The organism is Pseudonocardia sp. EC080619-01 (genome assembly GCF_001420995.1).
Taxonomy (GTDB): Bacteria; Actinomycetota; Actinomycetes; order Mycobacteriales; family Pseudonocardiaceae; genus Pseudonocardia.
Window position 1 is genome coordinate 2,531,844 of sequence record NZ_CP012184.1, and the last position, 23,880, is coordinate 2,555,723.

At 75.3% G+C, this 23,880-nt stretch carries 25 protein-coding genes; 18 read left to right on the forward strand and 7 right to left on the reverse strand.

Annotation, left to right across the window (positions count from 1 at the left end; translation table 11 throughout):
• Positions 1–38: 38 nt before the first annotated feature.
• From AD017_RS11870 to AD017_RS11925, 12 genes are all read left to right on the forward strand, one after another.
• Complete coding sequence (locus AD017_RS11870) at positions 39–881, forward strand: nucleoside phosphorylase (protein WP_060574262.1); 843 nt, start codon at positions 39–41, stop codon at positions 879–881.
• 10 nt (positions 882–891) lie between these two features.
• Complete coding sequence (locus tag AD017_RS11875) at positions 892–1,953, forward strand: NAD(P)-dependent oxidoreductase (RefSeq protein WP_060574263.1); 1,062 nt, start codon at positions 892–894, stop codon at positions 1,951–1,953.
• 87 nt (positions 1,954–2,040) lie between these two features.
• Complete coding sequence (locus AD017_RS11880) at positions 2,041–2,688, forward strand: glycosyltransferase family 2 protein (protein WP_010233054.1); 648 nt, start codon at positions 2,041–2,043, stop codon at positions 2,686–2,688.
• Positions 2,685–3,386 (forward strand): DUF2064 domain-containing protein, encoded by a 702-nt coding sequence (locus tag AD017_RS11885; protein WP_060574264.1) that lies wholly within the window; start codon positions 2,685–2,687, stop codon positions 3,384–3,386. Before AD017_RS11880 ends, AD017_RS11885 begins: the two co-directional genes overlap by 4 nt.
• Positions 3,383–4,021, forward strand: coding sequence for a methyltransferase domain-containing protein (locus tag AD017_RS11890; protein WP_227012727.1), 639 nt, complete (start codon positions 3,383–3,385; stop codon positions 4,019–4,021). Before AD017_RS11885 ends, AD017_RS11890 begins: the two co-directional genes overlap by 4 nt.
• The gene (locus tag AD017_RS11895) at positions 4,018–5,271 is read left to right on the forward strand and encodes a molybdopterin-dependent oxidoreductase (RefSeq protein ID WP_060574265.1); all 1,254 of its coding nucleotides are present in this window, start codon (positions 4,018–4,020) and stop codon (positions 5,269–5,271) included. The genes AD017_RS11890 and AD017_RS11895 overlap by 4 nt, the downstream gene beginning before the upstream one ends.
• On the forward strand, positions 5,264–5,809 hold the full coding sequence (locus AD017_RS11900) for a hypothetical protein (RefSeq protein WP_145982730.1): 546 nt from the start codon (positions 5,264–5,266) through the stop codon (positions 5,807–5,809). The genes AD017_RS11895 and AD017_RS11900 overlap by 8 nt, the downstream gene beginning before the upstream one ends.
• Positions 5,806–6,174 carry a PH domain-containing protein gene (locus tag AD017_RS11905; protein ID WP_060574266.1) on the forward strand — a complete coding sequence of 123 codons (369 nt, stop codon included), beginning with the start codon at positions 5,806–5,808 and terminating at the stop codon, positions 6,172–6,174. Before AD017_RS11900 ends, AD017_RS11905 begins: the two co-directional genes overlap by 4 nt.
• Positions 6,175–6,226: 52 nt before the next feature.
• A complete protein-coding gene (locus AD017_RS11910; protein ID WP_060574267.1) occupies positions 6,227–7,531 on the forward strand; it encodes a geranylgeranyl reductase family protein in 1,305 nt (434 codons plus the stop codon).
• A 26-nt stretch (positions 7,532–7,557) separates the two neighbouring features.
• Positions 7,558–8,424 (forward strand): alpha/beta fold hydrolase, encoded by an 867-nt coding sequence (locus tag AD017_RS11915; protein WP_060574268.1) that lies wholly within the window; start codon positions 7,558–7,560, stop codon positions 8,422–8,424.
• A 127-nt stretch (positions 8,425–8,551) separates the two neighbouring features.
• The gene (locus AD017_RS11920; protein ID WP_060574269.1) at positions 8,552–10,243 is read left to right on the forward strand and encodes a serine/threonine-protein kinase; all 1,692 of its coding nucleotides are present in this window, start codon (positions 8,552–8,554) and stop codon (positions 10,241–10,243) included.
• A gap of 124 nt (positions 10,244–10,367) precedes the next feature.
• Positions 10,368–12,422: a cytochrome c oxidase assembly protein gene (locus tag AD017_RS11925; protein ID WP_082399193.1), complete on the forward strand. Its 2,055-nt coding sequence runs from the start codon at positions 10,368–10,370 to the stop codon at positions 12,420–12,422.
• Between the two features lie 9 nt (positions 12,423–12,431).
• Here the strand turns inward: AD017_RS11925 and AD017_RS11930 are convergent, their stop codons facing one another.
• Complete coding sequence (locus AD017_RS11930) at positions 12,432–12,899, reverse strand: SRPBCC family protein (protein ID WP_010225747.1); 468 nt, start codon at positions 12,897–12,899, stop codon at positions 12,432–12,434.
• Between the two features lie 55 nt (positions 12,900–12,954).
• A complete protein-coding gene (locus tag AD017_RS11935; protein ID WP_060574270.1) occupies positions 12,955–15,261 on the reverse strand; it encodes a cation-translocating P-type ATPase in 2,307 nt (768 codons plus the stop codon).
• Positions 15,262–15,388: 127 nt separating this feature from the next.
• Here AD017_RS11935 and AD017_RS11940 point away from each other — a divergent pair, with 127 nt between their 5' ends.
• Entirely contained in the window at positions 15,389–16,075 is a 687-nt protein-coding gene (locus AD017_RS11940; protein WP_168172278.1) for a thioredoxin domain-containing protein, read from the forward strand.
• Positions 16,076–16,085: 10 nt separating this feature from the next.
• On the opposite strand, the gene AD017_RS11945 is transcribed toward AD017_RS11940, so the two are convergent.
• Positions 16,086–16,349 (reverse strand): HPr family phosphocarrier protein, encoded by a 264-nt coding sequence (locus tag AD017_RS11945; protein ID WP_060574272.1) that lies wholly within the window; start codon positions 16,347–16,349, stop codon positions 16,086–16,088.
• Positions 16,346–17,590 (reverse strand): PTS transporter subunit EIIC, encoded by a 1,245-nt coding sequence (locus tag AD017_RS11950; protein ID WP_010226562.1) that lies wholly within the window; start codon positions 17,588–17,590, stop codon positions 16,346–16,348. The genes AD017_RS11945 and AD017_RS11950 overlap by 4 nt, the downstream gene beginning before the upstream one ends.
• Before the next feature lie 92 nt (positions 17,591–17,682).
• Here AD017_RS11950 and AD017_RS11955 point away from each other — a divergent pair, with 92 nt between their 5' ends.
• From AD017_RS11955 to AD017_RS11965, 3 genes are read left to right on the forward strand one after another with little or no spacing between them, the layout of a single operon-like run.
• Positions 17,683–17,916 carry a glucose PTS transporter subunit EIIB gene (locus AD017_RS11955; protein WP_029239312.1) on the forward strand — a complete coding sequence of 78 codons (234 nt, stop codon included), beginning with the start codon at positions 17,683–17,685 and terminating at the stop codon, positions 17,914–17,916.
• A complete protein-coding gene (locus tag AD017_RS11960) occupies positions 17,913–18,365 on the forward strand; it encodes a PTS glucose transporter subunit IIA (RefSeq protein WP_010226558.1) in 453 nt (150 codons plus the stop codon). The genes AD017_RS11955 and AD017_RS11960 overlap by 4 nt, the downstream gene beginning before the upstream one ends.
• Before the next feature lie 56 nt (positions 18,366–18,421).
• Positions 18,422–19,276 carry a helix-turn-helix transcriptional regulator gene (locus tag AD017_RS11965; protein WP_010226556.1) on the forward strand — a complete coding sequence of 285 codons (855 nt, stop codon included), beginning with the start codon at positions 18,422–18,424 and terminating at the stop codon, positions 19,274–19,276.
• A gap of 9 nt (positions 19,277–19,285) precedes the next feature.
• Here AD017_RS11965 and AD017_RS11970 read toward each other — a convergent pair whose 3' ends face one another.
• The gene (locus AD017_RS11970) at positions 19,286–19,534 is read right to left on the reverse strand and encodes a DUF397 domain-containing protein (protein WP_010226554.1); all 249 of its coding nucleotides are present in this window, start codon (positions 19,532–19,534) and stop codon (positions 19,286–19,288) included.
• 39 nt (positions 19,535–19,573) lie between these two features.
• A complete protein-coding gene (locus AD017_RS11975; RefSeq protein ID WP_060574273.1) occupies positions 19,574–20,518 on the reverse strand; it encodes a DMT family transporter in 945 nt (314 codons plus the stop codon).
• A 55-nt stretch (positions 20,519–20,573) separates the two neighbouring features.
• On the opposite strand from AD017_RS11975, the gene AD017_RS11980 reads away from it, so the two are divergent.
• Positions 20,574–21,143 (forward strand): CGNR zinc finger domain-containing protein, encoded by a 570-nt coding sequence (locus AD017_RS11980; RefSeq protein WP_060574274.1) that lies wholly within the window; start codon positions 20,574–20,576, stop codon positions 21,141–21,143.
• 27 nt (positions 21,144–21,170) lie between these two features.
• On the opposite strand, the gene pcaD is transcribed toward AD017_RS11980, so the two are convergent.
• Positions 21,171–21,941, reverse strand: a complete 771-nt coding sequence (pcaD, locus tag AD017_RS11985; protein WP_060574275.1) for a 3-oxoadipate enol-lactonase — start codon at positions 21,939–21,941, stop codon at positions 21,171–21,173.
• 108 nt (positions 21,942–22,049) lie between these two features.
• Between pcaD and AD017_RS11990 the strand changes: the two genes are divergently transcribed.
• Positions 22,050–23,525, forward strand: coding sequence for an aldehyde dehydrogenase (locus AD017_RS11990; protein ID WP_060574276.1), 1,476 nt, complete (start codon positions 22,050–22,052; stop codon positions 23,523–23,525).
• The last annotated feature ends 355 nt before the right edge of the window (positions 23,526–23,880 follow it).

The window sequence follows — 23,880 nt, forward strand, 5'->3', positions numbered from 1 at the left end:
GGCGGCCGATCCGTCCCCGTCCGGGCAGGATCGTCGGCGTGGATCACACCGCGCTGCCGCTGTTCGAGGACGACCTGCACGCCGACGGCGTCATCCGGGCGACGGCCATGGTGCGGCGCCCGGCGGACATGCCCGACACCGCCGTCCTGTGCTGGTTCCCCGAGGTCGTCGACGACATCGGGGCCGGGGACGCCCGCGCGCTCACCGTGTGGCGCACCGAGCTGGGCCGGACCCCGGTCTGGCGCGCCCACGGCCCCGGCGGGCGGCCGGTCGCGGTGCTGCACCCGGGTGTCGGCGCACCGCTCGCGGCGATGTTCCTGGAGAACCTGGTGGCGGCCGGGGTCCGCACCGTCGTCGGCGTCGGTGGTGCCGGTGCGCTGCTGCACGAGCTGACCCTGGGGCACGCCGTCGTCCTCGGCAGCGTGCTGCGCGACGAGGGCACCTCGTTCCACTACCAGCCGCCGTCGCGGACCCTCGACGCCGATCCGGGCGGGATCGAGGTCCTCGGGCGGGTGCTCGACGACGCCGGCATCCCCCGGACCGTCGGCCGGTGCTGGACCACCGACGCCGTCTACCGGGAGACCCCGCAGCGCATCGAGCGGCGCCGCGCGGAGGGGTGCGCGGTCGTCGACATGGAGGCGTCCGCGCTGGTCGCGGCGGCCGCCCGGCTCGGCGTCGGGTACGGGCAGGTGTTCCTGGCCGCCGACTCGCTGGCCGGCCCGGAGTGGGAACACCGCGGTTGGACGACGGCGGCGCAGGCCCGGTCCGGCCTGTTCGGCCTGGCACTGGCCGCGGCCGAGCGGTGGGCCGGCGAGCGGGACCGGGCACCGGAGGGCCCCGGACGACCGGCCCAGCGGGCGGGCGGCGCCGTCGACCCATAGCGTCCGGACGATGCGCGTACTCCTGACCGGCGGTGCCGGTTTCATCGGCTCCCACGTCGCCGACCGCCTCACGGCCGACGGCCACGACGTCGTCCTGCTCGACGCGCTGCTCCCGCAGGCGCACGGCCCCGGCGCCGTGCCGGACGGCGACCACGAGCTCGTCCACGGCGACGTCCGCGACGCCGACCTCGTCCGGCGGCTGCTGTCCGGGGTGGACGAGGTCTGCCACCAGGCGGCGATGGTCGGGCACGGCGTCGACCCGTCGGACGCTCCCGACTACGCCGCGCACAACGACCTCGGCACCGCGGTGCTGCTGGCGCAGATGCACGCGGCCGGGGTGCACCGGCTGGTGCTCGCCGGCTCGATGGTCGTCTACGGCGAGGGCCGCTACGACTGCCCGGACCACGGCGTCGTCCGACCGGGACCGCGCGCGTTCGACGACATCGACGCGGGTCGGTACGAGCCGCGCTGCCCGGAGTGCGGCAAGGACCTCGAACCCGGGCTGGTCCCGGAGAGCGCCCCGGTCGACCCGCGCAGCACCTACGCCGCGACCAAGCTCGCCCAGGAGCACCTGGCGTCGGCGTGGGCCCGGCAGACCGGCGGCACCGTGTGGTCGCTGCGCTACCACAACGTCTACGGCCCCCGGATGCCCCGCGACACCCCGTACGCCGGGGTCGCCTCGATCTTCCGGTCCGCGCTGGAGCGCGGCGAGGCCCCGCGGGTGATGGAGGACGGGCGCCAGCGCCGGGACTTCGTGCACGTCAGCGACGTCGCGGCGGCCAACGCGGCCGCGCTGCTCGCCGATCCCGAGCCGACCGGGTTCGGGGCGGCGAACGTGTGCTCCGTCGAGCCGCACACGATCGGCGACCTCGCCGCGGAGCTCGCCAGGGCGATGGGCGGGCCGGCGCCGGAGATCACCGGCGGGGCCCGGCCGGGCGACGTGCGGCACGTGGTCGCCGACCCGTCGTACGCGGCGTCGCGGCTCGGGTTCCGAGCGGCCACGTCGTTCGCCGACGGGGTCACGGCGTTCGCCACCGATCCGCTGCGGTCACCCGTCCGGGCGACGACCTAGATCTTTCACCGAACCGCGGGGCACCTCGTGTCCGAACACCCTTCCGTTCGGCGGGCACAACTGCGGCGGAGAGGTGAAGATCGCGACGTGTATCCGGAGATCGTTCTCCCGTGCCTGGACGAGGCCGAGGCGCTGCCCCACGTCCTGGACCGGATGCCGCACGACTGGCCGGTGATCGTCGTCGACAACGGGTCGACGGACGGCACCGCGGACGTCGCGCGCGCCCACGGCGCCCGGGTCGTCGTCGAGCCACGGCGCGGGTACGGCGCCGCCGTCCACGCCGGCCTGGAGGCGGCGACCGGCGAGCTCGTCGCGTTCCTCGACGGCGACGGCTCGCTCGACGCGGGCGCGCTCCCGGGGATGGCCGAGACGGTCGCCTCGGGCCGTGCCGACATCGCCGTCGGGCGGCGGGTGCCGGACTCCGCGAGCGTCTGGCCCTGGCATGCCCGCGCCGCCAACTCCGTGATCGCCGGGATGCTGCGCGGCCGGGGCGTGCCGGTGCACGACATCGCCCCGATCCGGGTCGCCCGCCGGCAGGCGCTGCTCGATCTCGACATCGCCGACCGCGCCTTCGGCTACCCCCTCGAACTGCTGCTCAAGGCGGGCCGCGCCGGCTGGCGGTTCGACGAGACCCCGGTGGCCTACTCACGGCGGGCCGGTGGCCGGTCGAAGGTGTCCGGCTCGGTGAAGGGCACCGCACGGGCCGGCCGCGACATGATCCGGTTGCTGCGATGAGCGCCCGGGTCACCACGGTCGTGCTGGCCAAGGCGCCGGTGCCGGGGCGGGTCAAGACCCGGCTCTGCCCACCGGCGACACCGGACCAGGCCGCGGCCCTCGCGTCCGCGGCACTGCTGGACACCCTCGACGCCGCGGCCGGTGTCCCGGGCGACACCGTCGTCGCGATCACCGGGTCCCGCGCCGACGCCGTCGGGGCGGCCGGGCTGCGCGCCATCCTGGACCGGGTCGGCGTCGTCGAGCAGCGCGGGGACGGCCTGGCCGCCCGGATCGCCGCCGCGCACGCCGACGCCGCCGCGCTGCACCCGGGCCGCCCGACGCTGCAGATCGGCATGGACACCCCGCAGGCGTCGGCGGAGCTGCTCGCACGCTGCGCGGACCGGCTCGCCGAGCCCGGCGTCGACGCCGTGCTCGGGCCCGCCACCGACGGCGGCTGGTGGGTCCTGGGCCTGCACGACCCGGCCGCGGCGGCCCTGCTGGACGGGGTCCCGATGTCGTGCGAGGAGACCGGCGCCCGCACCCTCGACGCGCTGCGGGCCGCCGGCCTCACGGTCGCCGTCGTCGACGCGCTGACCGACGTGGACACCGCGGACGAGGCCGTCGACGTCGCCCGCGGGATCCCGGGCAGCCGGTTCGCCGCGGTCGTCGACGAGCTCGCGGGGGTGCTCGCGGGCGGGCACGCCGGGGTGCTCGAGTGACGGCCCCGCCCCGCCGGGCAGGACTGCCCGGGTTCGACCGCCCGCTGGCCGGGACGCCGTCGTCGCTGATCTGCGACGACGGCACCGAGATCCCGCTCGACGTCGGCCGGTGGACCGAGCCCGCCGCCGGCTGCGACGCCTGGCTGCTGCGGCACTGCACCGGCCCCACGGTGGACCTCGGCTGCGGGCCGGGCCGGCTGCTCGTCGCGCTGGCCGCCCGCGGGATCGCCGCGATCGGCGTCGACGGGTCGGCCGTGTCGGCGGGGCACTGCCGGCACCGCGGCGTCCCGATGATCCACACCGATCTCTTCGGCCCGCTGCCCGGCGAGGGCGGCTGGGCGCACGTGCTGCTGGCCGACGGCAACGTCGGCATCGGCGGTGATCCCGCGGCGCTGCTGGCCCGCGCCGCACGGCTCCTCGCCCCGGGCGGGACCGTCCTGGTCGAGGTCGATCCGCGGCCCGGCCACGACTGGCACGGCACCGCGCGGGTGGCCTGCCCGGACGGCGCCGGCGATCCGATCCCGTGGGCCGTGCAGGGTGCCGTGACCCTGTCCGTCACCGCCGGGCGCGCCGGGCTGCGGGTCACCGACTGGCATCCCGGTGACCGGGTGTTCCTGGAGCTGACCGGGCCGTGAGCCGACGGGTGCTGCGCTGGCGGAGCCCGATCCGCGGACCGTGGCTGACGTCGATGTTCGCCCTGCCGCTGCTGGTGGGGCTGCCGGTCGTCGCGCTCACCGGGCTGCTGGACCGGCTCGCCTACGGGCGTTCCCAGGCGATCCCGGACGCCGACGCCGTCGGCGGGCTGCAGCTGCCCTGGTGGGAGTGGCCGGTCTCGCCGTCGTGGCTGTTCCGGCTGACCGAGGGCCTGCACGTCGTGCTGGGGATCGTGCTGGTGCCGATGGTGCTGGCCAAGCTGTGGTCGGTGATCCCGAAGCTGTTCACCGCCCCGCCGCGGAACCCGGTGCGGCTGCTGGAACGGCTGACCCTCGTCCCGCTGGTCGGGTCGATCCTCTTCCTGATCGTCACCGGGCTGCTCAACACCCAGTACGACTACGTCTTCGGCTTCTCCTTCTACGACGGGCACTACGCCGCGGCGTGGGTGTTCATGGCGTCGTTCGCGCTGCACGTCGTGCTGAAGCTGCCCACGGTGGTGCGGTCGCTGCGCTCCCGGTCGCTGCGCACGGAGCTGCGGACCCCGCTCGCCGCGACCCGCCCGGAGGAGGGGCCGGACGAGCTCGTCGCGCCCGATCCCGACCCGCCGACCGTGTCCCGTCGCGGGGCGCTGGCGCTGGCCGGTGGGGGCATGCTGTTCGTCGCCGCGCTCACCGTCGGCCAGGTCACCGACCGGTTCCGCGCGACGGCGCTGCTGCTGCCCCGCGGACGCACCACCGATCCCGCCGCCACCGAGCGCGGCGGGCCGAACGACTTCCCGGTGAACCGCACGTTCGTCGCGTCCGGCATCGCCCCGGACGCCGTCGGTGACGGCTGGGCCCTGGAGCTGACCGGTGGCGACGCACCCGTCGTGCTGGACCGGGCCGCGCTCCTGGCGCTGCCGCAGCACACGGCCGAGCTGCCGATCGCCTGTGTCGAGGGCTGGTCGACGCTGCAGACCTGGACGGGGGTGCGGCTGGCCGACCTGGCCCGCGCGGCGGGCGTCCCGGGTCCCGGCGGCGCGACGGTCGGCTCCGTCGAGGCGGCGGGCCCCTTCACCCGGTCCGAGCTCGGCCGGGCCCAGGTGCTGGCCGGGGACTCGCTGCTGGCGCTGCGCGTGAACGGGGCCGACCTGTCCCGCGACCACGGCTTCCCGGCGCGGCTGATCGTCCCGGCGCTGCCCGGGGTGCACAACACCAAGTGGGTGGCGACGATCCGGTTCCGCCGTGGGTGAGCACCGCGCGGACCGGCGACGGGCGGGCCGCACCGCGCCGTCCGGTGGTGGGGCCCTGGGCAGCGCGGTGCGCGGCACCGGATGGCTGGTGCGGCTGCTCGCCGTCGTCGCCTCGCTCGCCCTCACCGGCTACGCGGTGCACGCGATCGTCGGGGACTCCCCCGCCCTGCTCCGCACGGCACTGTGGTTCGCCGGGGCGCTGGTCCTGCACGATCTGGTGCTGTTCCCGCTGTACGCGGCCGGTGACCGGCTGCTCCTGCTCGGTCTGCCCCGGACCCGGGTGCCGCTGGTCAACCACGTCCGGGTCCCGGTGCTGGGCTCCGGGCTCGCGCTGCTGATGTTCCTGCCCGGGATCCTCCGGCAGGGCACCGCCACCCACCTCGCCGCGACCGGGCTCGACCAGGAGCCCTACCGGATGCGGTGGGTGTGGCTGACGATCGCGCTGTTCGCCGTCTCCGCGCTGGTGTGGCTGGTGCGGACCCTCGTCGCGCACCGGCTGCGGGCGGACCGCGCCGCGCCCGGCAGGATCGGGCCATGAGCGAACCCGTCTTCGACGAGCGCAACCAGCTCGACACGGTCGCGGCCGGTCTGCTGGAGGGCGAGCGGATCCTCGCGGTGTACGACGCGGTGGCCGGCGGCACCGGGTTCCTCGGCCTCACCGACCTGCGGGTGGTGGTGCAGGACAACTCGTTCACCGGCAAGCGGACGGCGGTCACGTCGATCCCGTACTCGCGGATCAGCGCCGTCTCGTTCGTCACCGACCGGAACGCGCTGGGCCGGTTCGCGAGCGCGGGCGAGATCGCGGTGACGGTCGGCGCGCAGACCTGGGAGGTCGCGTTCCGGAGCGACGACCGGGCCCGGCACGCCCACGACGTCATCCTCTGGCACCTCACCCGGGCGTGACCGGGGGCACGCTCGGCGGCGGGCCCGCCCGGGCGGTTGCGACACTGGTCGCATGACCACCCCCGCCTCGTCGCCGAGCCCGCCCGACGCCGCGGCCCCGGCCGCGCCGGAGAGCACCGACGTCCTCGTGGTGGGGGCCGGGCCGGCCGGGTCGGCGGCCGCGGCCTGGGCCGCCCGGCACGGGCTCGACGTCGTGCTCGCCGACTCCGCCACGTTCCCCCGGGACAAGGCCTGCGGCGACGGATTGACACCGCGGGCGATCGCCGAGCTCGGCCGGCTCGGGCTCGGCGACTGGGTGGACACCCACGGCACGAACCAGGGACTGCGGGCACACGGGTTCGGGCAGGTCCTGGAGCTGCCCTGGCCGGGCGGGTCGCTGCCGGCCCACGGTTCGGCGATCCCGCGGACCGAGCTGGACGCCGGGATCCGGCGGGCCGCGCTGGACGCGGGCGCGACGCCGATGGAGGGCGCCAAGGCCGTCGACGTCACGTTCGCCGGCGACCGGGTCGACACCGTCGTGTTCGACGACGGCCGGTCCGTCCGGTGCCGGCGCCTCGTCGTCGCCGACGGGGCGCGGTCCACCCTGGGCCGGGTGCTCGGCCGCGAGTGGCACCAGGACACCGCGTACGGCGTCGCCGCACGCGGCTACATCACCTCCGGCCGGCACGACGACCCGTGGATCAGCTCGCACCTGGAGCTCCGCGGCGAGGCCGACGAGGTCCTGGCCGGCTACGGCTGGCTGTTCCCGCTCAACGACGGCCGCGTCAACATCGGCGTCGGCACCCTCGCCACCGACCGGCGGCCGGCGAACCTGCGGCTCCGCAGCCTCATCGAGCACTACGCCGGCGCCCGCCGCGCGGACTGGGAGCTCGGCCCGAAGGTCGAGCTGGTCCGCTCGGCACTGCTGCCGATGGGTGGTGCGGTGTCCGGTGTGGCCGGTCCGAACTGGGCGCTGATCGGTGACGCCGCGGGCTGCGTGAACCCGCTCAACGGCGAGGGGATCGACTACGGCCTGGAGACCGGCCGGTTGGTCGCCGAGCTGCTCGCCGCCGGTGCCGATCTCGGCCGGGCCTGGCCCGCGACCCTGCGCTCGCACTACGGCCTGGCCTTCTCCATCGCCCGCCGGCTCGCCGGGCTGATCACGATCCCCCGGCTGCTCCCGCTGGCCGGGCCGGTCGGCATGCGCTCCCGGTCGCTGATGACGGTGGCGCTGCGGGTGATGGGGAACCTGGTGACCGACGAGGACCGCGACCTCACGGCGCGGGCCTGGCGGGCCGCCGGACGGCTGTCGGTCCGGTTCGACGACCGGCCGCCCTTCCCGGCCGCCGACCTGCGGGTCCCCGCGCCGGCCCGCTGAGACCGGGGTACGGCAGGATCACCGCCGTGACCACCGGTGGACCGACCGTCGTGCTCGTCCACGGCGCCGCGTGCAACTCGTCGTCGTGGACGGGGGTCGTCCGCGAGCTCGCGCTCCGCGGCGTCCGCACCCTCGCCGTGGACCTTCCCGGGCACGGCCCGGGTGCGCGCATCCCCCGCGGCCTGCTCGGCGGCCGCGACGCCGCGCTCGCCGCGACCGAGCCGAGCGGGATGGCCGGCGTCGGGACCGCCGACGACGTCGCGTCCGTCGCGGGTGTGCTGCGGCGGGCGGGGGAGCACGGGCCCGTCGTGCTCGTGGGGATCAGCCGGGGCGGGCTCACGCTGAATGCGGTCGCCAACGCGCACCCGGAGCTGGTGGACCGGCTCGTCTACGTCACCGCGCACTGCCCGGTCGCTGCGGGCGCCGGCGAGTACCACGCGAGCCCGGAGAACGCGGACAGCCTGTTGCACGACACCGCGGGGCTGATCGTCGCCGATCCCGGCGTGATCGGGGCGCTGCGGTTCGACTGGGGCACCGCCGATCCCGCGCTGCTCGACACCCTGCAGGCCGCGCTGCTCGCCGACGGGACCCGCGACGAGCTGCTCACCTACCTCCACGCACAGGACCCGGACGAGTCGGTCCTCGTCGACGACGACCTGGTGCGCGCCGACGCGGCCACCTGGGGAACGATCCCGCGGCACTACGTCCGGCTCCCCGCCGACCGCGCCCTGCCGGTCGCGCTGCAGGACCGCTGGATCGCCGAGGCGGACGCCCTCACCCCGGACAACCGGTTCGTCGTGCACGACCTCGACGCGACGCACATCGGGGCGCAGGTGCACCCCGGGCCGCTCGCGGACGTCCTGGAGGGGATCACGAGGCTCCACAACGGGTGATCGCGCCGATCGTGGCGCGCCGACCCGCCCCCGGTGCGGTGCGTGACGGTACGGTCGGCCGACTCTCCGCCACGCGGCGGACGGCCGGGCGCGGACCGGGCCGCGACACCGACCATCGGGAGGGCCCGTGCAGCGCGGGGACGATCCGGACCGCACCCGCCGGGCGGCGCCCGGGACGTGGCAGACCGGGAACCACCGCCGGGACGGCGCGCGCCGTGCCGACGACGACCCCGCCACCCGGCGGAACGCCCCACCGCCGGCGGGCCCGCCACCACAGGGCCCCCCGCAGCAGGGGAACCCGCCCCAGGGCCGGCCCCCGCAGGGGCCGCCGCAGCAGGGCCCGCACCAGCCGGGACCGCCGCCGCAGGGCGCACCGCAGGACCCCACCCGACGCACGCCGCCGCCGGACGCGACCCGCCGGGTCGGCCCGCCGCCTCCGCCCGGTCCGCCCCCGCCCGGGCACGGTGACCCGGCCACGGCACGGCACGGCGGCCCGCCGCCCGACGGCACCCGCCGGATGGGCCCGCCCCCGACCGCCGCCTACGGCGCGCCCCGGCAGCACCGCCCGGACGCGACGCGGATGATGCCCGCGCCCGTCACCGAGCCGGAGCTGCTCGGCGGGCGCTACCGCCTGGAGGGCCTCCTCGGCCAGGGCGGCATGGCCGACGTCCACCGCGCCACCGACACCCGGCTCAACCGGCCGGTCGCCGTCAAGATCTTCGGTGCGGCCGACGACCCGACCGCCGACCAGCGCTTCGAGCAGGAGGCGCAGGTCATGGCGAACCTGCGGCACCCCGGCCTGGTCGCGGTGCACGACTTCGCCGTCGAGCCGGACCGCGCCTACCTGGTGATGGAGCTCGTCGACGGGCCGTCGCTCAAGGACGTCGTCGCCCGCGAGGACCTGCCGCCCGACGACATCCGCCGGATCGGCACCGAGATCGCGCAGACCCTCGCCTACGTCCACGGCCAGGGCGTGACGCACCGGGACGTGAAGCCGTCCAACGTGCTGATCGACTCCGACGGCCGCGCCCGGCTGGCCGACTTCGGCATCGCCGCGCTGCTGGGTGCGGACGGCCACACCGCGGCCGGGGAGATCATCGGGACGCCGGCGTACCTCTCGCCGGAGCAGGTGCAGGGCCGCGAGGTCGGCCCGCCGACCGACGTCTACGCGCTCGGGCTGGTGCTGCTGGAGTCCTGGACCGGGCGGCAGGAGTACCAGGGCGAGGGGCTGCAGGGCGCCGCGGAGCGGGTGCACCGTGCCCCGGTCGTGCCCGCGGACGTCCCGGACCCGCTGCGGTCGACGATCGCCGAGGCCACCGCCACCGACCCGCGCCGGCGGCCGGACGCCCACCGGGTCGCCGAGATGCTCGCCGGACCCACCCCGGCGCCGGTGGCCCCGGAACCCGAGCCGGAGCCCGAGCAGCGGGACCTGGGCTCGTCCGGGGCCGGGAAGTGGATCGCGATCGGCGCGTTCGTCGTCGCGCTCCTCGTGCTGCTCATCGGGTTCCTGCTCTTCGGCGGGGACGGCTCGGACACCCAGGCCCCGCCGACGACGGAGTCCAGCGCTCCCCCCACGACGGAGAGCAGCGAGCAGACCAGCGAGGCGCCGACGTCGGAGGACGGCGGGGACGGCTTCCCGCTGCCGTCGCTGCCGTCGAACCTGCCGACCGAGCTGCCGTCGCTGCCGTCGAACCTGCCCACCGAGCTGCCGTCGCTGCCCTCGAACCTGCCGGACCCCGGTCAGATCGGGGAGGACGCGCAGGGCTTCTGGGACACCGTCTCGGGCTGGTGGTCACGGTTCACCGGCGGAGGGAACTGATCCGCGCGGCGTGACGGTGCCGACCCGGGGCGGCGTGCACCGGCGGGCATCGGGGACCATCGTGGGTGGAGCGCGGGCCGCAGCTCAGGACGCGGCTCGCCGGTGACACCTGCGGAGGACCTCGGTGAGCGCGAGCACGGAGCCGACCACCCCCACCGGGGCCGGCCCGCGACCGGACGGAGCGGGCCCGGATCCTGCGGTCGGCCCGCCGGTCCGGCGTGACCGCCGGTCGTCGCTCACCGCGCTGACGCTCGTCCTCGCCGCGGCCTGCGCCGGGCTCGCCGTCGCCGTGTCCCTCGGCGACGACGGGTTCTGGCAGCTGAGCGGCCTGCCCGTCCCGGCCCCCGGGGTGAAGGCCGCGACGGTCGCGGCGAAGGTGCTCGCCGTCGCCGCCACGGCGCTGGCCGCCGGATCGCTGCTGGTCGGCGGGCTGCTCGCGGCCCCGCAGGAGTCCGGGACCGTCGACGTGCACGGCTACCGGGCGGTCCGCCGCGGCACCCTCGCCGCCGGTGCCGCCGGGGTGCTCGCGATCGGCGCCGCCTGGCTGTCGGTCGCCGACATGATCGGCACCGCGCCGTCCGAGCTGGCCTCGGCCGGGCCGGTCGGCTGGCTGGGCGCGGCCGCGACGCTAGAGGAGCCGCTGGGCTGGGCGCTGGCCGGTGTCGTCCTGCTGCTGGTCACCGCCGGTGCCGCCTGGACGCTGAGCTGGAAGGCGGTCGCCGCGCTCGGCGCGATCGCCGCGGCCGCTGTCGCGCTGCCGGCCGCGGTGCACCCGGCCGCGACCGGCACCGCGCACGACTGGAGCGGCGACGCGAACGTGCTGCGCGCCGTCGCGGGTGTCGCCTGGCTGGGCATCGTGGCCGCGCTCGTCGCGCACCGCACGCACGGTGGGGCGCTCGGTGGGCGGACCGGGGCGCGGGCCCGCGGCCTGCTGCTCGTGACGGGCGTCGTGTACCTGGTGGGCGAGGTCGTCCTCCAGCTGGTGGTGACGACCGGTGGCCCGCTGTCCGGGTCGGCGTACGTGCGCACCGCCGTCGTCGTGGCGCTGCTGCTGGTGGCGCTGATGCCCGTCACCGCCCTGATCGGGGCTGGCCTGCGCGACGACCCCGGCGGGCGCGCGACGGGCCGGTGGCTCCCGGTCGGGGCGGTGCTCGGCGCGCTGGTGGCGACGCTGGGGGTCGCGGGCATCCGGCTCGTCCCGCCGCGGTTCACCGGCGCCGGGGCGACCGCGCTGGAGACGCTGATCGGCTGGGACATCGAGCAGCCCTTCACCGCGCTGACGCTGCTCACCCACTGGCGCTGGAACCTGCTGTTCGGTACCGGCGCGGTGCTGCTGGCGGTGCTGTACGCGATCGGCGTGCACCGGCTCGCCGGCCGTGGCGTGCGCTGGCCGGTCGGGCGCACCTGGGCGTGGATGCTGGGCTGCGCGACGCTGCTGCTGGCGACGTCGTCCGGGCTGGGCTTCTACTCACCGTCCATGTTCAGCGTCCACATGATCAGCCACATGACGCTGAACATGCTCGCGCCGATCCTGCTCAGCCTGGGCGGGGCGGTCACGCTGGCGCTGCGCGTGCTGCGCCCGGCCGGCCGCGGCAACCCGCCCGGCCCGCGGGAGTGGCTGCTCGCCGGCGTCCACTCCCGGATCGCGCGGGTGCTGACCCACCCGGCGTGCGCCGCGGTGCTGTTCGTCGGCTCGTTCTACGTCCTGTACTTCACCCCGCTGTTCGACGGCGCCCTGCGGTTCCACTGGTCGCACCAGCTGATGAACCTGCACTTCGTGCTGGTCGGGTACCTGTTCTTCTGGCCGCTGATCGGCGTCGACTCGGCGCCGCACCGGCTGCCGCACCTGGGCAGGCTCGCCGTGATGCTGGCGACGATGCCGTTCCACGCGTTCTTCGGGATCGCGGTGATGAGTTCGTCGGAGGTGCTCGGCCGCAACTTCTACGCCCAGGTCGGGCTGCCCTGGATCGATCTGCTCGCCGACCAGAAGGTCGGCGGCGGCATCGCCTGGGCCACCGGCGAGATCCCGATGCTGCTGGTGATGGTGACGCTGGTGGTGCAGTGGTCCCGGGACGACTCCCGGGAGGCGGCCCGCAAGGACCGGCAGGCCGAACGGGACGACGACGCCGAGCTGCGCGCCTACAACGAGATGCTGTCGAAGCTGCGTCAGGGCGGCTGAGGGCGCCGGTCAGCCCGCCTCGGCGACCGCCTTGAGCCGGGACAGGCCGCGCTCGAAGTCCCCGCCCATCAGCCGGTCCATCGGCACGACCCTGCCGACGACCGCGGCCAGCCCGGTCTGCTCCCCCGTCATCCGCCAGGTGACGTCGGTGGCACCGGCGCCGTCACCGGTGGGCGCCAGCAGGAACGTCGACGTGCTGGTGCTGCGGAACGGCTTCTCGAAGGTCACGAGGATGTCGATCCGGTCGTCGGCGACGCCGGTGACCTCCATGGTGCCGCGGCCCGCCTTGCGGTTGCCCGACCAGGCGTAGCGGGCTCCGACGCCCTGCTCCGGACCGGAGTACTCCCGCTCCAGGGCGGGATCGAGGCCCTCCCACGGCGACCACGCCCGCCACTCGCGGAGGTCGGCGACGAGCCGGTGGACCCGCTCGGCCGGGGCGCCGACCACGACCCGCCGCTGGACGGTGTAGCTGCTCATGGCGGAACCGTAGGGCTCCGTGGTGTCCCGGACCAGTGTCGCGGGCCGCGGAGGATCAGGCGGGGGCCTCGACGTAGGACTCCTCGTCGGCGGCCGGGTCGCGCCGGCCGCCGAGGGTCTCGTCGGCCCAGCTCGCGGCCCGGCGCAGGCGCAGGCTGTTCGTCACCACCAGGAACGACGACACGGCCATCGCCGCCCCGGCCAGCAGCGGGTTGAGCAGCCCCGCCATCGCGACCGGGATCGCCGCGACGTTGTAGCCGAACGCCCACCACAGGTTGCCGCGGATCGTGCCCATCGTGGCCCGGGCGAGCTCGACGGTCGCCGGGAGCACCCGCAGGTCGTCGCGGACGAGCACGACGTCGGCGGCCTCCAGCGCGACGTCGGTGCCCGAGCCGACCGCGACGCCGAGGTCCGCGGTGGCGAGCGCGGCGGCGTCGTTCACGCCGTCGCCGACCATCGCGACCGTGTGGCCCTGCTCCTGCAGCGCGCGGACGTGGTCGACCTTGCCGTCGGGCAGTGCCCCGGCGACGACCTCGGTGATCCCGCAGGCCGCGGCGACGGCGTGCGCCGCGGCGGGCCGGTCGCCGGTCAGCAGGACCGGGCGCAGGCCCGCGGCGACCAGCTCGGCGACCGCGACGGGTGCCGACTCCTTGACCGGGTCGGACAGCGCGACCAGGCCGGCGAGCTCCCCCGGATCGGGCCCGTCGGCCTCCCCGACGTGCACCGCGACGACGGTGTGCCCGGCCGCCTCCCAGCCGGCCAGCCGGTCGGCGAGCCCACCGGCGTCGGCCGGGGGACGGCCGACCGTCACGGTGACGCCGTCGACGGTGCCCCGGGCGCCGAGCCCGGGCAGCGCGGCGAAGTCGTCGAGCGCGGGCACGCTCAGCCCGAGGTCGGCGGCCCGGGTGCGGATCGCGGCGGCGATGGCGTGCTCGGAGCCGGATTCGACGGCCGCCGCGCGGGCGAGCAGCTCGTCCGCACCGGTCCCGGCGGCCGTCGCGACGTCGGCGACGGTCATCCGGCCGGTGGTCAGGGTCCCGGTCTTGTCCAGCACGACGGTGTCGGCGGCCCGGGTCGTCTCCAGCGCCCGGTAGCCCTTCACGAAGATGCCCAGCTCGGCACCGCGCCCGGTGGCCACCATCAGCGCGGTCGGGGTCGCCAGGCCGAGCGCACACGGACAGGCGATGATCACGACGGCGATCGCGGGCCCCAGCGAGCCCGCCCAGCCGGCGCCCGCGAGGAGCCACCCGCCCAGCGTCAGCAGCGCCAGCCCGAGCACCACCGGCACGAACACCGACGACACCCGGTCCACCAGCCGCTGGGTCGCGGACTTCTCGGTCTGCGCCCGCTCGACGGCGGCGATCATCCGGGCCAGCCGGGTGTCGGCGCCGACCTGCTCCGCGACGACCACCAGCCGTCCGCCCGAGGGGATCGTGCCGCCGGTGACGGCGTCGCCGGGGCCGACCTCGACCGGCACCGGCTCCCCGGTCATCGCGCTCGTGTCGACGGCCGCCCGCCCGGTCTCCACGACGCCGTCGGCGGCGATGCGCGCACCCGGCCGGACGAGGAAACGGTCGCCGGCGCGCAGCCGTCCGACCGGGACGGTCGTCTCCGTCCCGTCGACGAGGACGGTGACCTCGTCGGACTCGAGCGCGGCCAGCGAGCGCATCACCCGGCCCGCGGTGCGCCGCGCCCGCGCCTCGAAGTAGCGCCCGGCCAGCACGAACGTCGTGACGCCCGCCGCGACCTCCAGGTACAGCGGCCCGGACGGGTGCAGCACCGCGTCCCACCCGGTCAACGTGGTCCGCGTGTCGGTGAAGGCCATCTCCCCCAGCGACCACGCCGACGCCGAGATGACGCCCAGCGAGACGAGGGTGTCCATCGACGTCGTGCCGTGCCGCAGGTTCGTGAACGCGGTCCGGTGGAACGGCCACGCCGCCCAGCCGACGACCGGCAGCGCGAGCGCGACCACCACCCACTGCCAGAACGGGAACCGCAGCGTCGGGACCAGCGACATCGCCAGCGACAGGTCCGCGAGCGGGATGAACAGGACGAGCGCGACGGCCATCCGCGTCCGCAGCCTGCGGAGCGCGGTGTCGTCGGAGGTCGCGGCGTCGCCGGTGTCGCCGGAGGCGGGGCGCAGCTCGGTGGCCCCGTAGCCCGCCTTGCGCACCGTCTCGACCAGCGTCTCGACGGGCGTGCCCGGCGGGTGCTCGACGACCGCACGCTCGGTCGCGAGGTTGACGGTCGCGCGGACGCCGTCGAGCTTGCCGAGCTTGCGCTCGACCCGCCCGACGCAGGCGGCGCAGGTCATGCCGTCGATCCGCAGCTCGACCGTTCGGACGTCGCTGTCGGTACTCACGTCTCCATGGTTCTACACGAAGTCAAACAACGCCCACCCGGGCTCGTGCCCACCCACCCCGGGGCGGCGACCGGACCGGCGAGGGGTACAAGGGTGGGGTGACCAGGATGCGCGAGGAGGACCGATGATGGCCGGGAAGCGGAAGGCTCCGCCGTCGAAGAACCCGCTCACGGCGAAACGGGGTCCGTCGCAGGCCACGGTGATCGGCTCCGTCGTCGTCGTCGCGTTCGCGGCCGTCGTCGGGTTCGGGGTGTTCTGGAACAACCAGCCCGCGGACGTCGTCGTCCCGCAGAACGCGACCGCGCAGGGGATCTCCACCGGCAACGCCGCGGCCGCCAAGAAGATCGACATCTACCTCGACTTCCAGTGCCCGGCGTGCAAGCAGTTCCAGCAGCTCTCCGGGTCGACGATCGACGAGCTGCGCGACTCCGGGCAGGCCGAGGTCATCTACCACCCCATCGCGATCCTGGACAACACCTCACCGGACCGCTTCTCCTCCCGGTCGGCCGCCGCGGCGGGCTGCGTCGCCGAGGCCGGGGCCTTCCCGCAGTGGGAGAAGCTGATGTACGAGAACCAGCCCCGGGAGCGCGACGCGGGCCTGACGACGGCGCAGATGGCCCAGCTGGCGCAGCAGGCCGGCGCGCAGGGCGACGTCACCTCGTGCATCGAGGACGAGCGGTTCGAGCCGTGGGCCCAGAGCATCACCCAGCAGGCGTTCCAGGCCGAGGTGCAGAGCACCCCGACCGTGAAGGTCGACGGACAGACGATCGACAACCCGGTGCCCGACGCCCTGAAGCAGGCCGTCGCGAGCTGATCCCGGCGGTTCAGCCGGTCGACTCCAGCAGCCCGGCCAGGTGGTCGAGGGCGGCGGCCGCGCCGTCACCCTCGGCCCGCAGCGTCACCCGCTGCCCGTGCCCGGCGCCGAGCGTCAGCACGGACAGGACGCTGGTCGCGTCGACCGGTTCCCCGCCGTCGAGGGCGATCGTCACCGGCAGGCCGGTGTCCTTCGCCGCCCGCGCGAAGACGGCGGCGGGGCGGGCGTGCAGTCCGACCTCCGACGCGACGACGGCGGTGCGCTCGGCGTTCACGGTGTCTCCCCCTCGGTCCGGCCCGGCCGCGCCGGGGTCCCCGCACCATCCGGCTCCTCCGGTTCCTCCCGGCCCGGCGTCCGCAGGTTCCAGCGCCGGATCACGAACCGGAACAGGACGTAGTAGACCACCGCGTACCCGAGCCCGATCGGTATCAGCAGCAGCGGCTGCGTCGCCTGCCCGAAGTTGAGCACGTAGTCGATCGCGCCGGCGGAGAAGGTGAAGCCGTCGTGGATCCCGAGCGCGTTGACCAGCATGTGCGAGGTGCCGGTGAGCACCGCGTGGATCACGTACAGCGGCCAGGCGACGAAGACGAACGCGAACTCCAGCGGCTCGGTGATGCCGGTGACGAACGCGGTCAGCGCCACCGACAGCATGATCCCGCCGGTGACCTTCCGGTTCGCCGGGCGCGCCTCGTGCCAGATCGCCAGCGCCGCCGCGGGCAGCGCGAACATCATGATCGGGAAGAAGCCGGTCATGAAGATGCCGGCGTCCGGATCGCCGGCGAAGAACCGGTTGAGGTCGCCGCGGGCGCCGTCGTAGTCGCCGATGACGAACCAGACGACCGAGTTCAGGATGTGGTGCAGGCCCAGCGGGATGAGCATGCGGTTGGCGAACCCGTAGATCCCGCCGCCGATCACGGCGTTCGCGGTGATCGCCTGGCCGAGCGCGGTGAGGCCGGCGTCGAACAGCGGGTAGAGCAGGCCGAGCCCGGCCGCCAGCAGCATGACGACGACCGCGGTCAGGATCGGCACGAACCGCCGCCCGCCGAAGAACGCCAGGTAGGTGGGGAGCTTGATCCGGTGGTAGCGCTGCCAGAGGACGGCGGCGATCAGCCCGACCAGGATGCCGCCGAGTACGCCGTAGTCGATCAGCTCCTGGGCGCCGTCCGGGTCGAGCCTGCCGGGCAGCACCAGCGGGCTCATCGCCTCGAACACGCCCTGCAGCACCAGGTACCCGACGACGGCCGCGAGCGCCGTCGAGCCGTCCGCGCGCTTCGCCCAGCCGATCGCGATCCCGACGGCGAAGATCAGTCCGAGATTGTCGAACAGCGCCGACCCGGCGGCGCCGATCACGGTCGCGACCGTGGACATCGACTCGAACCGGCCCAGGAGGTCGTCCTGGCCGAGGCGGTTGAGCAGTCCCGCCGCGGGCAGCGCCGCGATCGGGAGCATGAGGCTGCGGCCGAGACGTTGCAGCCCGGCGAGTCCGCGCCGGTTCTCGGCGGAGGTGGCGGTCATCGTTAACCTCGGGGTCGGGAACCGGGGATCTCCGGAACCTTTCGCTGTACACCGATGGGTGTCAACGACTGAGCTGTTCGGAGGTGTTCGCGATGGCGGACGACACGGCGGCGGCGATCCTCGCCGGACTCGGCGGCGCGGCGAACGTCGCGGAGGTCGAGGGGTGCATCACCCGGTTGCGCACCGAGGTGCACGACGCGGCGCTCGTCGACCGGGAGGCGCTGACGAAGCTCTCGCACGGCGTCGTCGTGTCCGGGACGGTCGTGCAGGTCGTCGTCGGACCGCAGGCGGACATGATCGCCGACGACATCGCGGACCTGCTGTGACCGTGCGGGTCACGGCCCCGCTGGCCGGCCGGGTCGCGCCGCTGTCCACGGTCCCGGACTCGGTGTTCGCCGAGCAGATGCTCGGGTCGGGCGTGGCGATCGAGCCCGCCGCCGGCCGGCTCGACGTCGTCGCCCCGATCCCGGGGTCGATCGCGAAGCTCCACCCGCACGCGTTCGTCGTCGTCGGCGACGACGGCGCCGGGGTGCTCGTGCACCTCGGGATCGACACCGTGGAGCTCGGCGGGACGGCGTTCGAGGTGCACGCCGCCGAGGGCGACGCGGTCGCGGCCGGGGACACCGTCGTCACGATGGACGCCGATGTCGTCCGCGAGCGCGGGCTGCCCGCCGTGTGCCCGGTCGTCCTCATGGAGTCCGAACCCGACGGCACCGCCGAGCACGCCGCCGGGGAGGTCCGCCCCGGCGACCCGCTGTTCACCTGGGACGGCTGAGCCCCGCGCAGTACGCTGGCTCCCGGGGGCCGGACGCGAGGAGATCGGGAGTCACCGTGGCGAACGGTCCGGTCGTCATCCGCAAGCGGCTCGGCCGGGCGCTGAAGCAGCTGCGCGTGCAACGCCGGCGCCGGCTCGGCGAGATCGCGACGCTGCTGGAGATCTCCGCCTCGAAGCTGTCCCGGATCGAGACCGGGCAGGTCGAGACCAAGTTCCGCGACGTCCACGACCTGCTCGACGTCTACGAGGCACCGGCCGCGGACCGCGACCGCATCCTGGACTGGGCGAACCGGGCCCGGTCCCCGGCGTGGTGGGAGCCGCTCGGGCCGTCGTCGTCCGGGGTGGACCTCGACCTGCTGATCTCGCACGAGACCGAGGCGCGGGCCAAACGGACCTACTGCGTCCCGGTCGCCGGGCTCCTGCAGACCGAGGACTACGCCCGCCTGCTCCTGAACCGGGTGTTCGACGGCCGCGCACCGGACGAGATCGAGCGCCTGGTGCGCCTCCGCACCGGCCGCCGGCACGTGATCGACCCCGGCCGGTCCGACGCGCCGCCGCTGGAGCTGCACGTGCTGATGGACGAGGTGGCGCTGCACCGCTGCGCGGACCCCGAGGTGCTGCGGGGCCAGGTCGCCGCGCTGCTGGAGCGGGCGGCCCAGCCCAACGTCACGCTGCAGATCGTCCCGTTCCGGGCCGGCTGGACCACCGCCACGAGCACGTTCTCGATCTTCGATCCGCGCGAGCCGTCGGTCGACCGGCGCGTGGTCAACGTCGAGGGCACCGGCAGCGACACCTTCGTCGACGACCCGCAGGCCGTCGCGGGGTACGAGGACGTGTGGACCGAGCTGCTCGGCGTGGCGCTCTCCGAACGGGACAGCGTCGCGGTGCTCACCGACGCGCTCGGCCGGTGACCGGCACGGTCAGCCGCGCAGGGTGTCCAGGTCGAACTCGCCGTTCTTGACGCCCTGCACGAAGGCGGTCCACTCGTCGTCGGTGAAGGACACCTCGCCCGCGGCGCGGTCCGTGGCGCGCACCAGCACCCCGCCCTCGGGCGCCGCGACCTCGACGCACTCGCCGCGGACGCAGAAGGAGCTGGTGACGTAGCGGATCTCGGACACGCGGGCCTCGTTCTCGGTCGTGGAGCGGCAGGCCGGGAAGCGTGCCGACACCCGCCCAACGACGTCCGGGGCGCCGGGGAACGCCCGGGGTCAGCCCTCGGCCGCGACCTCGCTCGGCGTCGCCGCGGCCCGGGTCTCGGCCCGCCGGATCAGGACGATCCCGCCGAGGATCAGCAGGCCGCCGAGCAGCTGCATGAGCGTCGGCTCCTGGGCCACGAGCAGCCAGGCGGCGAGCACACCGAACAGGACCTCGGACAGCCCGACGAACGACGCGACCCGGGTGTCGAGGCGGCGGATCGCGAGGATCCCGGTCACGTAGGGCAGGGCCGTGGCCAGCACCACGAGCATCCCGAGCAGCAGCGGCCAGCCCAGCTGCGCACCGCCGAGCTCGCCCACCGGGGCACCGACCTCCCAGGGGGTGATCCCGGCGAGCCCGGTGAGGGTGAGCGACACGGCGCCGACCAGCATCCCGCCCGAGATCATCAGCAGCGGCGGGACCTGCCCCTCGGCGTCGCCGCCGGGCAGGGCAAAGTACACGCAGACGCAGACCGCCGACGCCAGGCCCCAGAGGATCCCGACGACGTCGACCTGTTGCGGCCCGAACGGGTCGACGACGAACACCAGCCCGGCCAGCGCGACGACGCAGCCCGCGAGGGTGACCGCCGACGGCGTCCGCCGGGTCGTCACCCAGGTCCAGCCGACCAGCAGCACCGGGGCGAGGAACTCCAGCAGCAGCGCCACCCCCACCGAGAGGTGCTGCAGCGCGTGGAAGAAGCACAGCTGGACCCCGGCCACGGCGAACAGGCCGAAGACCACGATCTTCCGGGCGGACGGGCCGTCCAGCGGGTGCCGGCGGACCAGCACGACCGCCACCGGCAGCAGCAGCACCGCGGCCCCCGCGATGCGCATCAGCGTGGTGAGGCCCGGCGACCAGCCCGCCTCCAGGAACGACGCCCCGAGCGGGCCGGAGAAGCCGTACGCGGCCGCCGAGACCAGCGCCCACGCGAGTCCGCGGACCACGTGGTCCCGTGTCACGACCGAAGTACTCATAGACTCCTGACACTAGGAACGGACGATGTCAGGGGTCAACATGGAATTCGCCCATGACACGCAGGTCGTGCTGGCGGCGGCCGCGTCGCTGGTGAACACCGCTCTCGACCGGCCCGACGTGCTCGGCGACCCGGTCTCCTTCGAGGCGTGGATGGCCGAGCAGCCCTACACCGGCGACCGGGCGCGCACCGGCGCCGAGCGGGCCGCGGTCCGCGCGCTGCGGGAGCGCCTGACCGCGCTGTGGCCGGCCCCCGGCGAGGACGAGGGCCCGGACCGGGACGGCACGGTGGCGCTGGTCAACGCGATCCTCGACGAGACCGACGCCCGCCCCCACCTGGCCCGCCACGACGGCTGGGACTGGCACCTGCACGTGACCCCGCCGCACGCGCCGCTGGCCGACCGGATGGGCGCCGAGATCGCGATGTCGGTGGTCGACCTCGTCCGCGGCGACGACCTGTCCCGGCTCCGGCGCTGCGCGGGCGAGGACTGCGACGCCGTGCTCGTCGACCTGTCCCGCAACCGGTCGAAGCGGTTCTGCGACACCGGCAACTGCGCCAACCGCGCGCACGTCGCCGCCTACCGGGCACGGCGCGCCCGCGCCGCGGGCTGACCCGGCCCGGCGGATCCGGCGCGGGCCTCAGACCTGCGCGTCGAGGTGCTCCGCGAGCAGGGCGTCCACCTCGGCGGGGCGCTCGTAGTTGAGGAGGTGCGCCGAGTCGGGGACCTCGGCGTAGCGGGCGCCGGGGATGCCGTCGGCGATCTCCCGCAGGCACGACGGCGGCGTGGCCGGGTCGTCCGCACCGGCGACCACCAGCGCAGGGACGGCCACCGACCCGAGCTCGTCCCGGATGTCGAACGCGCCGATCGCGGCACAGCAGGCGGCGTAGCCCCCGGGCCTCGCGGCCCGCAGCATGTCGAGCAGCCGCGTCTCCCCCGCCGGGTCCCGGCGGGCCCAGTCCTCGACGTACCAGGTGCCCGGCCGTGAGGCGACCATCGCCTCCGTCCCCTGCTCGCGCACGGTCGCGGCGCGCTGCGGCCACGAGTCGGGGTTCGGGAAGCGGGCCGCGGTGGCCAGGACCGCGATGCTGCGGACCCGCTCGCCGCCGTGCACACCCAGCCACTGCCCGACGGCGCCGCCGATCGAGACGCCGACGTAGTGGAACGCGGTGACACCCGCCGCGTCGGCGGCGGCCAGCGCGCCCGCCGCGAGGTCGGCGATCGTGAGGTCACCGTCGGCGTCCGGCGACCCGCCGTGCCCCGGGAGGTCGAACCGCACACAGCGGTACCGGTCGGACAGTGCGGCCACCTGGGCGTCGAACAGGTGCAGGTCGGTGCCCAGCGACGGGCCGAACAGCACCGCGGGTGCATCGGCCGGGCCGTCGACGACGTGGTGGAGATCCAGTGCCATGGGCCCATCCTGCCCGCCGCGCACCCGTTCGTCCGCTGCACGGGGCGGCCCGGATTCGTAAGGTCTGGACTCGGACGCGCCACCGCTGCCGCTGCTGGGAGGACCACGATGGCCGAGCTCGAGACGTTCCGGATGCTGATCGACGGGAAGGCCACCGGCGCCGCGTCCGGGGCCACCTTCGAGACCGGGAACCCCTACACCGGTGAGCCCTGGGCGACCGTCCCGGACGGCGGCCCAGCCGACGTCGACGCCGCCGTCGCGGCCGCCCGCTCCGCGCTGGACGGCGAGTGGGGCGCGATGACGCCGTTCGCCCGCGCGGCGTGCCTGCGCCGGCTCGGCGACCTGGTCGCCGAGAACGCCGAGGCGCTGGCCCGCACCGAGGTGAACGACTCCGGCAAGCTCTACCGGGAGATGATCGGCCAGCTCACCGGGCTGGGCGGCTGGTACCACTACTTCGCCGGGATCGCCCCGACGATCGAGGGCCGCCAGATCCCGTCGCCGAACCCGAACTACCTGGTCTACACGCGCAAGGAGCCGGTCGGCGTCGTCGCGGCGATCACCCCGTGGAACTCGCCGCTGCTGCTGATGACCTGGAAGCTCGCTCCGGCGCTGGCCGCGGGCTGCACGGTCGTGGTCAAGCCGTCCGAGCACTCGCCGGCGTCGACGCTGCGGTTCGCCGAGCTGATCGAGCAGGCCGGGATCCCCGCGGGCGTCGTGAACGTCGTGTCCACGAACGACCGGGACACCGCCACGCACCTGGCCGCGCACACCGGCGTCGACAAGGTCGCCTTCACCGGGTCGACGGCGACCGGCCGCGCGGTCGCGAGGGCGGCCGCCGGGAACATCGCCAAGGTCACCCTGGAGCTGGGCGGGAAGTCGCCGCAGGTCGTGTTCCCGGACGCCGATCTCGCCGCGGCCGCGAACGGGATCATCGCGGGCGTCTTCGCCGCGACCGGGCAGACCTGCATGGCGGGCTCGCGCCTGATCGTGCACGCCGACGTGCACGACGAGCTGGTCCGGCTGATCGCCGAGCGCGCCGCGACGATCCGGCTCGGCGACCCGAACGCCGAGGACACCGAGATGGGGCCGGTCGCGAACGCCCCGCAGTACGAGAAGGTCCTCGGCTTCCTGGAGACGGCCCGCGCGGAGGGCAACACGATCGCCTGCGGCGGCGCACCGGACGCCGGTCTGGGCGGCTACTTCGTGCAGCCGACGGTCGTCACCGGGGTCACGCCGGAGTCCACCCTGTTCCGGGAGGAGGTGTTCGGGCCGGTGCTCGCCGCGCTGACCTTCACCGACGAGGACGAGGCTGTGGCACTCGCCAACGACACCCCGTACGGCCTGGCCGGGGCGGTGTGGACGAAGGACGTGCACCGCGCGCACCGGGTCGCAGGCCGGATCCGGGCCGGATCGGTGTGGATCAACGCGTACCGGGTGGTGGCGCCGAGCGTGCCGTTCGGCGGGTTCGGACAGTCCGGGCTGGGCCGGGAGAACGGCGTGCACGCCGTCGACGAGTACCTGGAGGAGAAGGCCGTCTGGGTGGAGCTGTCCGGCGGGACCCGGGACCCCTTCACCCTGGGCTGACGCCCGGATACCCACTCCGGGCCGTGCCCGCGACGGCCTGTTGCCGACAGAGTCTCACCGCGGGAGGTTCTGGGCCACCGTCGTCCGACGGGTCACCGGGCCTCCTCCCAGCCGAGCCGGTCGAGCCAGCGCTCGCCGTCGTGGTCGCGACGGCGGGGGCGGCGCGGCCGGTCGTGGGTGGGTCCGGACGTCGGGTCGGGCGAGGAGATGGGGAGCCTCCGAGGGGTAGGGGTCCCGCCGTGCCCGGGGTCGAGGTCCCGGGCACGGCGGGTCTTGCACCGGCACGCGGACGACGACGGCGCCGTCCAGGGGAACGGGCCGTCCGGCGGCGGGGAGCATCGCCGGGGGGAATGTC